This window comes from Pyxidicoccus sp. M6 (genome assembly GCF_055568925.1).
This window is the reverse complement of record NZ_CM145714.1, coordinates 7,177,427-7,193,090: the sequence shown is the minus strand read 5'-3', so window position 1 is coordinate 7,193,090 and position 15,664 is coordinate 7,177,427. Positions and strand designations below refer to the sequence as shown.

At 71.9% G+C, this 15,664-nt stretch carries 2 protein-coding genes (1 of these 2 only partly in view); both read left to right on the top strand.

Translation table 11 applies throughout. The annotated features are described in order from the left end of the window. Positions 1 to 1,050: the 3' portion of an amino acid adenylation domain-containing protein gene (locus tag ACVTJA_RS28400; RefSeq protein WP_465824257.1), read on the top strand. The gene continues 11,664 nt to the left of window position 1, outside the view; only the last 1,050 of its 12,714 coding nucleotides appear in the window; its start codon lies beyond the left edge, outside the window; its stop codon occupies positions 1,048 to 1,050. Then, complete coding sequence (locus tag ACVTJA_RS28395) at positions 1,043 to 15,664, top strand: type I polyketide synthase (RefSeq protein ID WP_465824255.1); 14,622 nt, start codon at positions 1,043 to 1,045, stop codon at positions 15,662 to 15,664. Before ACVTJA_RS28400 ends, ACVTJA_RS28395 begins: the two co-directional genes overlap by 8 nt.

The following is a 15,664-nucleotide window of genomic DNA, read 5'->3' as shown; positions in this document are numbered from 1 at the left end:
CTGCCGCCGGCCGTGGTGCGCGAGCGGCTCGCGCGCGGCGGCGTGCTCGTGAATGGCTACGGCCCCACGGAGGGCACCACCTTCTCCGTGTGCCATGTGATGGAGGGCGCCATCGCGGATGGCGCGGTGCCCATCGGTCGGCCCATCGCCAACACGCGCGTGTTCGTGGTGGACGCGGGCCTGCGCCTCGTCCCCGTCGGCGTGCCGGGCGAGCTGCTCATCGGCGGCGACGGCCTCGCGTGGGGCTACCTCGGGCGGCCGGAGCTGACGGCCGAGCGCTTCATCCCGAATCCCTTCGGTCCGGAGGAGGGCGGTCGGCTGTATCGCACCGGCGACCAGGTCCGTTATCGCGAGGACGGGACGCTGGAGTTCCTCGGGCGGCTCGACGCGCAGGTGAAGGTGCGGGGCTACCGCGTGGAGCCGGGCGAGGTGGAGGAAGCGCTCCGCAAGCACCCGGCGGTGGCCGAGGCGGTCGTTGTCGCGAAGCCCGACCCCGCGGGCGGCAAGCGGCTCGTGGCCTACGCCGTGCCTCGTCCGGGAGAGACGTTGGAGCCTCGCGCGCTGCGGAGCTTCCTCGCGGACTCACTGCCGGAGTTCATGGTGCCGTCCGCGCTGGTGCCGCTGACCACGCTTCCGCTGACGCCCGTGGGCAAGGTGGACCGGGCGGCGCTGCCGGAGCCCGACGTGTCACGCCCGGCGGGGAGCACCTTCGTGGAGCCCACCTCGGCGCTGGAGCGCCAGGTCGCGGAGCTGTGGGCGAAGGTGCTGGGCGTCGAGCGCGTCGGTGTGGAGGACCACTTCTTCGCGGACCTGGGCGGCAGCTCCATGTCCGTGGTCAAGGCGTGCGCGCTGCTCCGGGACTCGCTACGGCGAGACATCCCGGCGACGCGCTTCTTCGAATACCCCACGGTTCGCGCCTTCGCCCTGTCCCTGGAACGGGACGGCGAGCCGGCGGACGCACAGGACAACGAGGCCCACGTGGACCGCGCCCAGCAGCGGCGGCAGGCGCTCCGGCGGCAGGGCCGACGAGGGAATCACGGCAATGGCTGAGGTCGATGACATGCAGGCCGAAGACACCGGGAACGACATCGCAATCATCGGCATGGACGGGCGCTTCCCCGGCGCCGAGGACCTCACCGAGTTCTGGCTGAACCTGGCCGGCGGCGTGGAGTCCATCTCGTCCTGGTCCGAGGATGAGACGGAGCGCTCGCCGCTCGTTCCCGAGGAGCTGTGGAAGCACCCGCGCTTCGTTCGCGCTGGAGGCATCCTCGAAGGCGCCGACCGCTTCGACCACGGCTTCTTCGACATCCCGCTGCGCGAGGCGCAGTGGATGGACCCGCAGCAGCGCCTGTTCCTCCAGTGCGCGTGGGCGGCGCTGGAGGACGCGGCCTATGACCCCTCGCGCTACAAGGGCCGCATCTCGCTGTACGCGGGTGCGGGCTCGACGGGCCATCTGCTGTCGCTGCTGAGCGAGGCGCGCAAGGACGGCGGCGCGGGCCTGGACCTGGCCACCTCCGGGCCCGAGAGCCTGGCGATGAAGGCGTCCTTCAAGCTCCAGCTCCGGGGTGAGAGCGTCGCCGTCTACACCGCGTGCTCCACCGGCCTCGTGGCCATCCACATGGCCTGCCAGAGCCTGCTCACGCGGCAGTCGGACATCGCGCTCGCGGGCGCGGTGCGCATCGCCAGCCCGCAGCGCACGGGCTACGTGTACCAGGAAGGGCTCATCTACTCGCCGGACGGGCATTGCCGTGCCTTCGACCACCGTGCCGGTGGCACCGTGGCGGGCAACGGCGTGGGCGTGGTGGTGCTCAAGCCGCTCGCGGACGCGCTTCGCGACGGCGACCACATCCACGCGGTCATCAAGGCCTCCGCCGTCAACAACGACGGCCAGCAGAAGGTCGGCTACACCGCGCCCAGCATCGAGGGGCAGACGGAGGTCATCGCGGACGCGCTGGCCTACGCGGGACTCGGCGGTGACGACATCGACTACGTCGAGACCCACGGCACGGGCACGTCGCTTGGAGACCCCATCGAGATTGCCGCGCTGACGCGCGCATTCCGGAAGACGTCGGAGCGCAAGGGTGACGTCGCCATCGGCTCGCTCAAGACGAACATGGGCCACCTGGACGCGGCGGCGGGCGTGGCCGGGCTCATCAAGGTGGTGCTGTCGCTCCAGCACGAGGCAGTGCCACCGAGCCTCCACTTCGAGAAGCCCAACCCCGAAATCGACTTCGAGAAGAGCCCCTTCTTCGTCAACACGGTGCTGCGGTCCTGGCCGCGTGGTGAGCGGCCGCGGCGCGCGGGCGTCAGCTCCTTCGGCATTGGCGGCACCAACGCTCACCTGGTGGTGGAGGAGGCTCCTCGGGTCGAGCCGGCGCTCCGGAGCTCGCGTCCCCTGCAGGTCGTGACGCTCTCCGCGCGCACCCCGTCCGCGCTGGAGGTGATGTCGCGGCGGCTCTCGTCGCATGTGGAGACGACGCCGTTCGTGGACCTGGAGGACACGGCCTTCACGCGCAATGTGGGGCGGCGTGCCTTCGAGTACCGCCGCGCCGTGGTGGCGGCGGACCGCTTCGAGCTGGCGCAGGCGCTGGAGACGCCTGCCGCCGTGGAGGCGGGCCGCAACCGGCGCGTGGCCTTCCTCTTCCCGGGGCAGGGTGCGCAGGCCGTGGCCATGGGACGTGAGCTGCACGCTGCGGAGGCGGGCTTCCGCAAGGACGTGGACGCGGCGCTCGCCCGACTGGAGCCGTCGCTGGCGGCGGAGGTGCGGCTGCTCCTGCTGGCCAGGACGGAGGAGGTGGAGGCTGCGGCCAGGAAGCTGACCGATCCGCGCGTGGCGCTCCCCGCGCTCTTCATCGTGGAGCATGCGCTCGCTCGGCTCTGGATGTCCTGGGGCGTGCGGCCCCACGCGCTGCTGGGCCACAGCTACGGCGAGTACGCGGCGGCCTGCGTGGCGGGTGTGCTGTCTCCCGAGGACGGGCTGCGGCTCGCGGTGGTGCGCGGCGCGCTGATGGCGCGCATGCCTCCCGGAGCGATGCTCGCGGTGGGGCTGAAGGAGGAAGAGGTCCTTCCGCTGCTCACGGACGGGCTCGCGCTGGCGGCGGTGAATGGGCCAGGCCGGTGTGTCGTCTCGGGCCCCGTGGAGGCCATCACCCGGCTGGAGGCCTCGCTCTCCGGGCGCGGAGTGGGCGTGGTGCGCCTGCCCGCGGCGCATGCGTTCCACTCCAGCGCCGTGGAGCCGCTGATGCCGGACCTGGCGCGAGCGGTGTCCTCGCTGCGCCTCAAGACGCCGGAGCTGCGCTTCGTGTCCAGCCTCACCGGCACGTGGATTCGTCCCGAGGAGGCCACCGACCCGGCGTACTGGGCACGGCAGATGCGCCAGCCGGTCCGCTACGCCGAGGGCCTGGAGGTGCTCATTGGTGAAGGCTGCTCCGTCCTGCTGGAGGTGGGCCCGGGCACGGACCTCACCTCGCTGACCCGCCTCCGCGCGCGGCAGGAGAAGTCGCTCGTCGCCGTCCCATCGCTGCGCCGCCGTCCGGCGGAAGGGGACTACCGGGGACTGCTCCAGTCGCTCGGCGACCTGTGGAGCGCGGGCGTGGACGTGTCGTGGGAGAAGTTCCACGGCGGAGAGAAGCGCCACCGCGTCCCGCTGCCGACGTATCCGTTCGAGGAGAAGTCCTGCCGCCTGGACCATCAGCCCGTGGCGCTGCTCGTACAGGCCACGCCTGCTCCGGAGTCCCAGCCCGCGACGGCGGCCATGGCCGAGTCGCTCGTGGCCGCGGCCGTGCCGGTGCCTCCCACGTCCGCGAGCGAAATCCAGCAGCGCGTCATGGCCATCTGGCGCGAGCGCCTGGGCGCGGTGGACATCGGCCCCGACGATGACTTCCTGGCGCTGGGCGGCAACTCGCTGATGGCGGCGCAGATGCTGACGCGCCTGCGCGAGACGTTCGGCGTGCAGCTCCCGCTGAGCGCGCTGTTCGAGGCGCCCACCGTGGCGGGCATCTCGCGGCGCATCGAGGCGATGCTCCAGCAGGCCCTCCCCGCGACGGGCGCGGGCGCACCGGAGGTCATGGTGCGCATCGACCGCAACGGCGAGCTCCCGCTGTCCGTCGTGCAGGAGCGCGTCTGGCGGATGGAGCAGCTCGACCCGGGCAACCCCTCCCTCAACATGCCCCTGGCCGTGCGGCTGAAGGGGACGCTCGACGTGGTGCTGCTGGAGCGCGCCGTCAACGAGGTCATCCGCCGGCACGAGATGCTGCGCGCGACGTATACCGTGCAGGACGGCCGCGTGCGCCAGCGCTTTGCCGCCGAGGTCCGCATCCAGGTGCCGGTGGTGGACCTGCGCGGCCATGCGGGAGACCGCGAGGCCGAGGCGCTGCGGCTGGCCCTCGAAGAAGCGGTGTTGCCGTTCTCGCTGGAGCAAGGCCCCATCGTCCGCGCGCGGCTGCTGCGGCTGGCGGACGCGGAGCACCTGATGCTCCTAACGGTGCACCACATCGCGTCGGACACGTTGTCGATGGTGGCGTTCTTCCGCGAGACGGCGGTGAACTACCAGGCGTTCCGCGAGGGCCGGCCGGCGCCGCTGCCGGAGCTGCCCGTGCAGTACGTGGACGCGGCGGCATGGGAGCGGCGCTCGTTGGCCGGAGGCACGCTCGCGACGCAGGATGCGTACTGGCGCGAGGTGCTGGCGGACCTGCCGCCGTCACTGGAGCTGGTATCGGACCGGCCGCGAGGCGCGAGCACACGTCTGCGCGGCGCCCGCTTCCCGGTGCCCCTCTCGCGCGAGCTGAGCGCGGCGCTCTACGCCTTCAGCCATCGCGAGGGCGTGACGCCATTCATGACGTTGCTGGCTGCGCTGTCGTCGCTGCTCGTCCGTTACTCGGGGCGCGAGGACATCGTGGTGGGCACGCCGGTGGGCAACCGCGCCCGGGGTGAGCTGGAGCCGCTCATCGGCTTCGTTGCCCACGCGATGGCGCTGCGCACCGATGCGTCCGGTGACCCGTCGTTCCGCGAACTGGTGGCCCGGGCGCGCGAGGTCACCATCGGCGCGTCCAGCCATCAGGACGTGCCGTTCGAGCACCTGCTGCCCATCGTGGCGCCGGGACGAGACCCGAACCGCTCTCAACTGTGCGACGCGGCGCTGGTGCTGCATGCGAATGTCGTCACCACGCCTCCATCCCTGCCGGGCATCGACATGGAGTTGGTGGAGGTTCCGGGCACGCCCGCGCAGTTCGGCGCGACGCTGGGCGAGCTGACCCTCCTGCTGCATGAGCTGGAGGGCGGCACCTTCCACGGCTTCATCGAGTACGCCACCGAGCTCTACGACGAGTCGCGCATCGCGCGCATGGCGGGTCACCTGAAGTCGCTGCTCGGCGCGGCGCTCGCGGACCCGGAGCTGCGGGTGTCGCGGCTGCCGCTGGCGATGCCCGAGGAGCGGAGCCTGCCGGCGCGCGTGGTGGAGCAGCGTTCCGCGCCGGGGCTGTTGGAGCGCCTCGCGACGCGGCTGGAGCGCACTCCGGACGCGGTGGCCATCAGCGCCGGTGCGCGCCGCCTGACGTGGCGTGAGCTGGCCGCTCGGGCGAAGGGGCTCGCGGCCGGACTGCGGCGCGATGGCGTGGGCCCAGAGGTCCCCGTGGCGTTGCGCCTGGAGCCCTCCATCGAAGCGGTCATCGCGCTCTGGGGCGTGCTGGAAGCGGGTGGTGCGTGCCTCCCCGTCACGCGAGGCGAGGTGCTGGAGCTGACGTCACTGCTGCCAGCCCATGGTCCACGGCTGTTGCTGGTGGCCCGGCTCTCGGATGCGGTCTCGCTCCCGGTCGGAGTGCGCGCCGTGGTGGTGGACGGCGAGGTCTCGGCGGAAGGGCCGTTTGCCACTGTGCCCTCGGAGCGGCTCGCGTTCATCGTGCCCGCACCCGAGGCGATGGGTGGTCGCGGCCGCGTCATGCTGACCCATCGCAACGTCGCGCACCTGCTGTCGTCGCTCGACGCGCGGGTGGGGGCAGGGGAGGGTGAGGTGTGGCTGGCGGCGGGCGGCCCCGCGTCGGACCCGACGGGACTGGACCTGTTGTGGGCGCTGGCGCGCGGCATGCGCGTCGTGCTCCCTCCCGAGCGGCTGGCCGCGCGCTTCGCCGTCCTCGGACGGAAGCCGGACACGCGCAGGAAGCTCGACTTCAGCCTCTCGTACTTCGCCAACGACGAGGACGCGCTGGGCGAGGAGAAGTACGAGCTGCTGCTGGAGGGCGCGAAGTTCGCGGACGCGAACGGCTTCTCCGCCATCTGGACGCCGGAGCGGCGCTTCCACTCCTTCGGCGGCCTGTACCCGCAGCCGTCCGTGATTGCTGGCGCGCTCGCGATGCTGACGCGGAACCTGCGGATTCGCGCGGGCAGTGTGGTGCTGCCGCTGCACGACCCCATCGAGGTGGCCGAGCAGTGGTCCGTCGTCGACAACCTGTCCAAGGGTCGCGTGGGCGTCTCGTTCGCCACGGGCTGGCACGCGAATGACTTCTCGCTCTCGCCGGACACGTACGCGCGCCGCCGCGAGGTCCTCATCGAGCGGCTGGAAGAAGTGCGGCGGCTGTGGCGCGGCGGCACGGTGAAGCGCCGCAACGGCGCGGGCCACGAGGTGGAGCTGGCGCTGCGGCCAAAGCCGAAGCAGGCGGAGCTGCCGGTGTGGCTCACCTCCACAGGCAACCCGGAGACGTTCCGCAAGGCCGGAGAGGTGGGCGCGGGCATCCTCACCAACGTCCTTGGCCTGGGCTCCAGCCTGGATGAGCTGGCGGCGAAGGTGGCGCTGTACCGCGAGACGTACCGCAAGTCGGGACACGGTCCGGGGCGCGGACAGGTGACGCTGATGCTGCACACCTTCCTCGGCCAGGACATGGACGAGGTGCGTGCGGCGGCGCGCGAGCCGCTGAAGCAATACATCCAGAGCTCGGTGGACGTCTTCGCCAACCTGCTGTCCAGCATCAACGGCAGCGTGGATGTGCGCGGCCTCACGCCCGAGGACATGCAGGTGATGCTCGGGCAGGCCGCGGACCACTACCTGAAGGACGGCGGCCTCTTCGGCACGGTGGAGCAGTGCGAGCGCATCATCGAGCGCGTGCGCTCGCTCGACGTGGACGAGATTGCCTGCCTCGTCGACTACGGCGTGCCGCTGGAGCCGACGATGTCCAGCCTGCGCCTGCTGGCCGAGCTGGTGCGGCGCACCCAGGTACAGCCCCTGCCCGAGGAGGCCGTGCTGGCCGAGGGTGATGCCGGTATGGGCGACCTGTTGGAGCTCGTTCGGGGAGAAGGCGTCACCGCGCTGCGCTGCGCGCCGTCCCAGGCCCGTGCGCTCGCGGAGTTGCCCGGTGCGCAACGTGCGCTGGAAGGCGTGCGTTTGTGGGTGCTGGGTGGTGAGTCTCGTGCGGAAGTGTCCGGTGGGTTCGCTCGGAGCGCGGAGAAGGAGGCTTCCACGCACGGCGCGCTCGTTGTCCCTGGTAGCGGGTCGCGGAGCGTGGAGTTGGATGCGTCCGTGCTCGGCGCGGCCTGGCCGTCCTCGTCCGAGGCTCCCGTGTTCATCCGCGATGCTTCGGGTGCACCTGTGCCCGTGGGCGTCGTGGGCGAGCTCGCACTTGGGGGCACTGTCATTCCGCGCGGCTTCTGGAACGACGAGGAGGCCACGCGTGCACGATTCATCACCGTGCCGGGCGGAGGCCCGGAGGACCGCCTCTTCCTGACGGGACAGCGCGCCCGCTTCCGCAACGCGGGAGAGGTCGAGGTGGTGAAGCCGTCGCGCACCGCGAAGGCTCGCCGCCAGTCGAAGCCTCGCGACACCGTGGTCGCGCCGCCCGCGCCTGTCGCGGAGGTGCCGGCCGCGACCGCCACGCCCGTGGTGCATGTGCCGAGGGACCAGCCGCTGCCGCTGTCCTTCCCGCAGCAGCGCATCTGGGCGCTCAGCCAGCTCGACCCGGATGGCATCGCCTACAACAACACCGTCACCCTCCGCCTGGAGGGCAGGATGGAAGCGCCGCTCCTGGAGACGGCGCTGAACGAGCTGGTGCGCCGGCACGAGGTGCTGCGCACCACCTTCGCGCTCTCGGAAGACGGCGCGCACCAGGTCATCGTTCCCTCGATGCCGCTCCGACTGGAGCAGCAGGAGGCGCGCGGCACGACGCAGGAGGAGCGCGAGGCCGATGCACTGCGGCTGGCGCTCGCGAATGCTCGCCGTCCGTTCGACCTGGTGCACGGGCCGGTGCTGCGGGCCGTGCTGATTCGCGTTGGTGACGCGGCCTCGGTGCTGCACCTCACCATCCACCACATCGCCTCGGACGGCTGGTCCGGCGGCGTGTTGTTCCGCGAGCTGGTGACGCTGTACGAGGCGCTCGCGGCCGGGAGGCCTTCGCCGCTGCCCGCGCTTCCGGTGCAGTACGCGGACTACGCGGTGTGGCAGCGCGGCTGGCTGAACGGGCCGGGCATGGAGGCCCAGCTCGCGTACTGGAAGAAGCAGCTCGCCGGAGCCCAGGTGCTGGAGCTGCCCACCGACCGCCCGCGTCCCGTGCGCTGGTCGGGCCGGGGTGGCCGCATCCAGGTGTCCGTGCGCAAGCCGCTCATGGACGCGCTCTGGACGCTGGGACGCCGCGAGGGCGCCACGCCCTTCATGGTCCTCACCGCGGCGCTGCAGACGCTGCTGCACCGCTACTCGGGTCAGGACGACATCATCGTCGGCACCTCCGCCGCGGGCCGCAACCGCCCCGAGATTGAAGGGCTCATCGGCTGCTTCCTGAACACGCTCGCCATTCGCGGCGACCTGTCCGGAGCGCCGACCTTCGTGGAGCTGGTCCGCCGCGTGAAGGTGGCGTCCATCGGCGCGTACGCCCACCAGGAGATTCCGTTCGAGCGACTGGTGGACGAGCTGCGCGTGCCGCGAGACCCGAGCCGCATGCCGCTGGTCCAGGCGATGCTGACGTTCCACAACACGCCGCCGGTGGAAGTGCAGACGCCGGGCCTCGGCGTGAAGATGGTCGAGCTCGACATCGGCGCGACCAAGGTGGACCTGTCTCTGGAGCTGCGCGAGACGCCGGACGGACTCTCCGGCGCCCTGGAGTACGCGGCGGACCTCTTCGAGCCCGCGACGGTGCACCTGCTGTGGGAGCGCTTCGTGCGCCTGCTGGAGGGCATCGCCGCCGACCCGGCGCAGCGCGTGGGCGAATTGCCGCTGCTGTCCGGAGAAGAGCTGCACCGGATGCTGGTGGAGTGGAACGACACGCGCGAGCCCGTCTCCGAGGACGCGTCCATCCACGAGCGCTTCGAGGCCCAGGCCGCATCGTCGCCGGACGCGGTGGCGGTGGTGGACCCGAACCAGCGGCTCACGTACGCGGAGCTCGATGCGCGCGCCAACCAGCTCGCGCATCACCTGCGCTCGGTGGGCGTGGGGCCGGAGGTCCGGGTCGGGTTGTGCGCGGAGCGTTCCGCCGAGCTGGTGGTGGGAATGCTCGGCATCCTGAAGGCGGGCGGTGCATTCGTCCCGCTGGACCCCGCGTATCCCAGCGCGCGGCTGACCTACATGATGCGGGACGCCGGGCTGTCCGTGGTGGTGACACAGGAGCACCTCGCGGACGAGCTTCCCGCCGGCAATGAGCTGCTCGTCTCCGTGGACTCGGAGTGGAGCAGCATCAGTCGGAACCCCACGACGGCGCCGAGCTCCGGCGTGCTCTCCAGTGGGCTGGCGTACGTCATCTACACGTCGGGCTCGACGGGGACTCCGAAGGGCGTGCTCGTGCCGCACCGGGGGCTCGTCAACACGGTGCGCGCCGTCACACGCGCGCACGGAGTGGGGCCAGGGAAGAGGGTGCTCCAGGCGGCGGCGCTCGGCTTCGATGCGTCCGTGCTGGAGGTGCTCTCCACGCTGGTCGCCGGTGCGGAGCTCCACCTCGCGCCGCGCGACTCGCTGCTGCCGGGCGCGCCGCTGCGCGAGGTGCTGGAGGCGCGCGGCATCACCACCGTGACGCTCACGCCGTCCTCGCTGTCGCAGCTCGAGCCCGAGGGCCTGCCCGCGCTGGAGACGGTCATCTCCGCGGGAGAGCCGTGCTCGCCGGAGCTGGCGCGGCGCTGGGCGTCGCGGCGGCGGTTGCTCAATGGCTACGGCCCGACGGAGGCCACCATCTGCGCGACCGTCTCCACGGAGTTGGACGCGGATCGGCCGGACATCGGCCAGCCCATCTCCAACATGCGCGCCTACGTGCTGGACGCACGGGGACTGCCCGTGCCGCCGGGCGTGCCGGGCGAGCTGTACCTCGGCGGCTTGGGCGTGGCGCGTGGCTACCTCGGCAGGCCGGACCTGACGGCGGAGCGCTTCGTCCCGGATGCTCTCTCCGGTGAGTCCGGTGCGCGCCTGTACCGCACGGGCGACCGCGTCCGTCATCGCCTCGACGGGCGGCTGGAGTACCTGGGCCGCACGGACCACCAGGTGAAGGTGCGCGGGTTCCGCATCGAGCTGGGTGAGGTGGAAGCGGCGCTGCGCCAGTACCCGGGCGTGAGCGACGCGGTGGCCACGGTTCGCGAGGAACCACCGGGGACGAAGCGCCTCGTGGGTTACCTCGTGGCGGATGCGGCGGCGCTGGACGTCACCGCGCTGCGTGGCTTCCTGAAGGAACGGCTGCCCGAGCACATGGTGCCCGCGGCCTTCGTCGCGCTGGATGCGCTCCCGTTGTCTCCCGCCGGGAAGGTGGACCGGGCGGCACTGCCCGCGCCGGACACCGCGCGTGTGGGGCCGGGGAAGACCTTCGTCGAGCCGACGACCGACGCGGAGAAGACGCTGGCGGCGCTCTGGGCGCAGGTGCTCGGCGTGGAGCGCGTGGGCCTGCACGACAACTTCTTCGAGCTGGGCGGCGACTCCATCCTCGGCATCCAGATTGTCTCGCGCGCGAAGGCGGCTGGGTTGGCGCTGGAGCCGGCCATGCTCTTCGAGAAGCAGACGCTCGTGGAGCTGGCCGCTGCGGCGGGCAAGGCGAAGCAGGGCACGGCGGAGCAGGGCGCGGTGGAAGGCCCGGTGCCGCTGACGCCGATGCAGCGCATCTTCTTCGAGGACTGGGCGCTTCCGGAGCCGCACCACTACAACCTGGCCGCCGTGCTGGAGGTGCGCCGGCCCGTGGACGCGGCGCTACTGGAGAAGGCACTGCACGCATTGGTGGCCCATCACGATGCGCTCCGCCTGCGCTTCACCCGCACGGCGGAAGGCTGGGCCCAGTTCAACGCGCCCGTGCCCGAGTCTGTGACGTTGCGACGCGTGGACCTGTCCAACGTGCCGGAAGCGGAGCAGGGCGAGGCGCTCGAAGTGGTGGGCGCCAGGGTGCATCGGAGCCTGGACCTGAATGAAGGCCTGCTGCTCCGCGCCGTCCTCTTCGAGCGCGGCGAGGGGCGCACGGGCCGGCTGCTGCTGGTGGTGCACCACCTCGCCGTGGATGGCGTCTCGCTGCGTCCGCTGCTGGAGGACCTGGAGACGGCGTACACGCAACTGGAGCGCGGCGTCCCGGTATCGCTGCCGGCCAAGACGACGTCGTTCAAGTCGTGGGCGGAGCGGTTGGTGGAGCACGCCCGCTCGGAGTCGCTGGCTCGCGAGCTGCCGCTCTGGAAGGCGACAGGTGACGTGCCGTCGCTACCGGTGGACTTTGTCGACGGAGAGGACACCCCTGGCTCCGAGGCACTGCTCACGGTGACGCTCGGTGAGCTGGAGACCCGGGCCCTGCTGGCCGAGGTGCCCACGGCCTACAGGGCTCGCGTGGACGAGGTGCTGCTCACGGCGGTGGCGAAGGCCATCTCCGGCTGGACGGGTGGACGCAAGGTGCGGCTGGAGCTGGAAGGCCACGGCCGCGAGGCGCTGTTCTCCGACGTGGACCTGTCCCGCACGGTGGGCTGGTTCACCAGCACCTTCCCTCTGGACGTGGAGCTGCCGGAAGGTGGCAGCCCCGGTGACGCGCTCAGGGCGCTTCGGGATGCGCGGCGCAGGCTGCCCGCCAATGGCATCGGCTACGGGCTGCTGCGTCACCTGCGCGCGGACTTGGCCGAAGCGCTTCGCTCCGCGCCCCGCGCGGAGGTGGGCTTCAACTACCTGGGCCAGCTCGACGCGGCGGCGCGTGGCTCGGAGCGCTTCGCCCTCACGGAGGAGCCGAGCGGTCGGTGGCACGGCGCAGGAGGCCGCCGGCCGCATCGCATCGAAGTGAACGCGGTGGTGAGCGAAAGCCAGCTGAAGGTGACCTGGGTCTACGGCTCGCGCGTCCACGAGCGCGCCACCATCCAGACCGTGGCCGACCGCTTCATGGACGCGCTGCGCGAGCTGGTGGAAGGCCGTGGCAGTACGGACGCGGCGCGCCGTTCGCCGGGAGACTTCCCGCTGGCTCGGCTCTCGTCCGCGACGCTGGAGCGGACGCTGCGCCAGTACCCGGACGTGGAGGACCTGTACCCGCTGACCTCGCTGCAGCAGGGCATGCTCTTCCACGCCGCGCTGGCGGTGCCCGGCTCGGGCGTCTTCCACGAGCAGCTCTCGTGGACCTCGCGAGGCCGGATCGACGTGCCCGCGCTGCGGCGCGCTTGGGCGGAGGTCATCGCCCGCAACGCCGTCCTGCGGACCTCGTTCGTCCATGAAGGCCTGCCCGAGCCGCTTCAGGTCGTCCACGCGAAGGCCGAGCTGCCGTGGACGGAGCACGACTGGCGCGGGCTTGCCCCCGACGAACAGCGCGCACGGTTGGACGCGCTGATTCGCGAGGACCGGGCCCGCGGCTTCACGCTCTCCTCGGCGCCGCTGGCCCGCATGGACGTGGTGCGCCTGGGCGAGGACGCGTACCGCTTCCTCTGGCGGCACCATCACCTCGTGATGGACGGCTGGGGCGTGGGCAACATGCTCCAGCAGGTCTTCGCCTGCTACGAGGCGCTCACCTCCGGCCGCGAGCCCTCGCTGCCGCGTCCTCCCGCGTGGCGCGACTACATGGCGTGGCTGCAGCGGCAGGACCTGTCGCGCGCGGAGGCCTTCTGGCGCAAGGAGCTCGCGGGCTTCATCTCGCCGACGCCGCTGCCTGCTTCACGGCCCATCGCGCCCGGCGTGGAGGCCGCCGTCACTGGCGAGGAGAAGCTGTTGTTGTCGCCGGAAACCACCGCGGCGCTCCAGGCCTTCACACGGAAGAATGGCATCACGCTCAACACGCTGGCGCAGGGCGCGTGGGCGCTGCTGCTCTCCCGGTACGCCGGAGAGGATGACGTCGTCTTCGGCGCCACCGTCTCCGGGCGTCCGGTGGACCTGCCCGGCGCGGAGTCGATGGTCGGTCTGTTCATCAACTCGCTGCCCGTGCGGGTGACGTTGCCGCGCCATGACTCGGTGGTCTCCTGGCTCCAGGGGCTCCAGGCGCGACAACTGGAGATGCGTCAGTTCGAGCACAGCCCGCTGGTGCAGGTGAAGGGCTGGAGTGACATGCCGCGAGGCCTGCCGCTCTTCGAGAGCCTGCTCATCTTCGAGAACTACCCGCTCGACACCTCGCTGGGCCAGCGCGTCCCGGGGATGGAGGTGCGGGACGTGGAGAGCCACGAGCAGGGCAACTACCCGCTCATCGCCTACGTGGTGCCGGGCGACCGGCTGCGCCTCATCCTCGCCTACGCGCCCGCGCTCTTCGGCGCGGAGACGATGGCCCGGTTGCTGGAGCACTGGCGGATTCTCATGGAAGGCCTCGCCTCCGGCGTGCAGCGGCTCGATGACGTGCCGATGCTGCACGAACAGGAGCGGCGCCGCGTGCTCGACTCGGGGCATGGGCCGCGTGCCGACTTCGACTCGGAGGCGAGCCTCGCCGCGCTGTTCGACGCGCAGGCTTCGCGTACGCCGGACGCGCTGGCCCTGGTGGACGGGGACACGCGGGTGACGTACCGCGAGCTGGCGGCTCGGGCGGAAGGGCTCGCGCGCACGCTGCAGCACCTGGGCGTGGGTGCGGAGGCGCGCGTGGCGCTGTGCGCGGACCGCTCGGTGGAGATGGTGGCAGGGGTGCTGGCCGTGCTGAAGGCGGGCGCGGCCTGGGTGCCGTTGGATCCCTCCTGGCCCCGAGAGCGGTTGGCGTGGATGGTGGAGGAGAGCCGTCCCAGGGTGCTGCTCGCACGTCAGCGCCTCGCGGACCGGCTGCCGCCCCACGAGGGCATCCCCGTGCTCTGGCTCGAGGACGACCGGGCCGAGGCGGGCGATCCTCTGCCTCCTCCGGTGGGGGGCGACGCGCTCGCGTACGTCATCTTCACCTCCGGCTCCACGGGCCGGCCCAAGGGCGTCATGGCCACGCACCGCGCGACGCTCAACCGCTTCGCGTGGATGTGGCGCACCGTCCCGTTCGAGCCCGGCGAGGTCTGCACCGTGAAGACGGCGCTGAGCTTCGTGGACTCGGTGTGGGAGGTGCTCGGGCCCCTGCTGGCCGGCGTGCCCTCGGTGCTGCTGTCCGATGACACGGTGAAGGACCCGGCGCGGCTCGTGCAGGTGATGGAGCAGCGCGGGGTGACGCGGCTGGTGCTCGTCCCGTCGCTGCTGAGGGCGCTGCTGGAGGTGCCCGACGTGGGCCTCCGGTTGAAGTCCCTGCGCACGTGGGTGACCAGCGGTGAGAGGCTGCCGGACGAGCTGGCCGCGCGCTTCCGTGAGCGAGTGCCGCACGCACGGCTCCTCAACCTCTACGGCTCCTCGGAGGTGGCGGCGGATGCGACGGCGGGTGAGGTGTGCGAGGGCCCGGTGACGATTGGCCGGCCCATCGACAACCTGCGCGCGTACGTGCTGGACGACGCGCTTCGCCCGGTGCCCTCGGGCGTGCGAGGCGAGCTGTACGTCGCGGGCCCTGGCGTGGCGCGCGGCTACCTCGGCCGGCCGGATGCGACGGCGGAGCGCTTCCTGCCGGACCCGTTCGGAGCCACACCCGGTGCGCGCATGTACCGCACGGGAGATGTGGCCCGGTGGTTGCCGGACGGCCAGCTCGAGTACCTGGGCCGCGCCGATGACCAGGTGAAGGTGCGCGGCGCCCGCGTGGAGCCCGGTGAAGTGGAGTCGGTGCTCGCACAGCACCCGGCGGTGGCGCGCGTCGCCGTCGTGGCGCACGAGGCCTCTCCGGGGGAGGCCCGGCTGGTGGCCTGGGTGGTCATGAAGCCGGGACAGGTGCTCGACACCACGGCCCTGCGCGCGTTCCTCAAGGAGCGGCTGCCGGACTACATGGTGCCGTCCGCCTTCGAGGCGCTGGAATCGCTGCCGCTCACGCCGAGCGGGAAGGTGGATCGGCGCTCGCTCCGTGCGCGCGCGGCCCCCACGGGCAACGCGGCGGAGTACGTGGCCCCGACGACTCCGGAGGAGCTGGCGTTGGCGGGCATCTGGACGGAGCTGCTCGGCCGGACGCGCATCGGCGCGCGGGACGACTTCTTCGCGCTGGGCGGCCACTCGCTGATGGCCGCGCAGATTGTCTCGCGCGTGCGTGAGGCGCTGGGCGTGGAGCTGCCGCTCACGGCGGTGTTCGAGTCGCCGACCCTCTCGGGGCTGGCGGATGTGGTGTCGCGCATGTCGGGCTCGATGAAGCAGCTCGCGGATGCGCCGATTGCCCGGGTGTCGAGGGAGCTGGACCCGTCCGCGCTGGAGCAGTTGTCGGATGAGGAACTGGACGCGCTGCTGGACGCGACCGACGTGGAGAGCTGA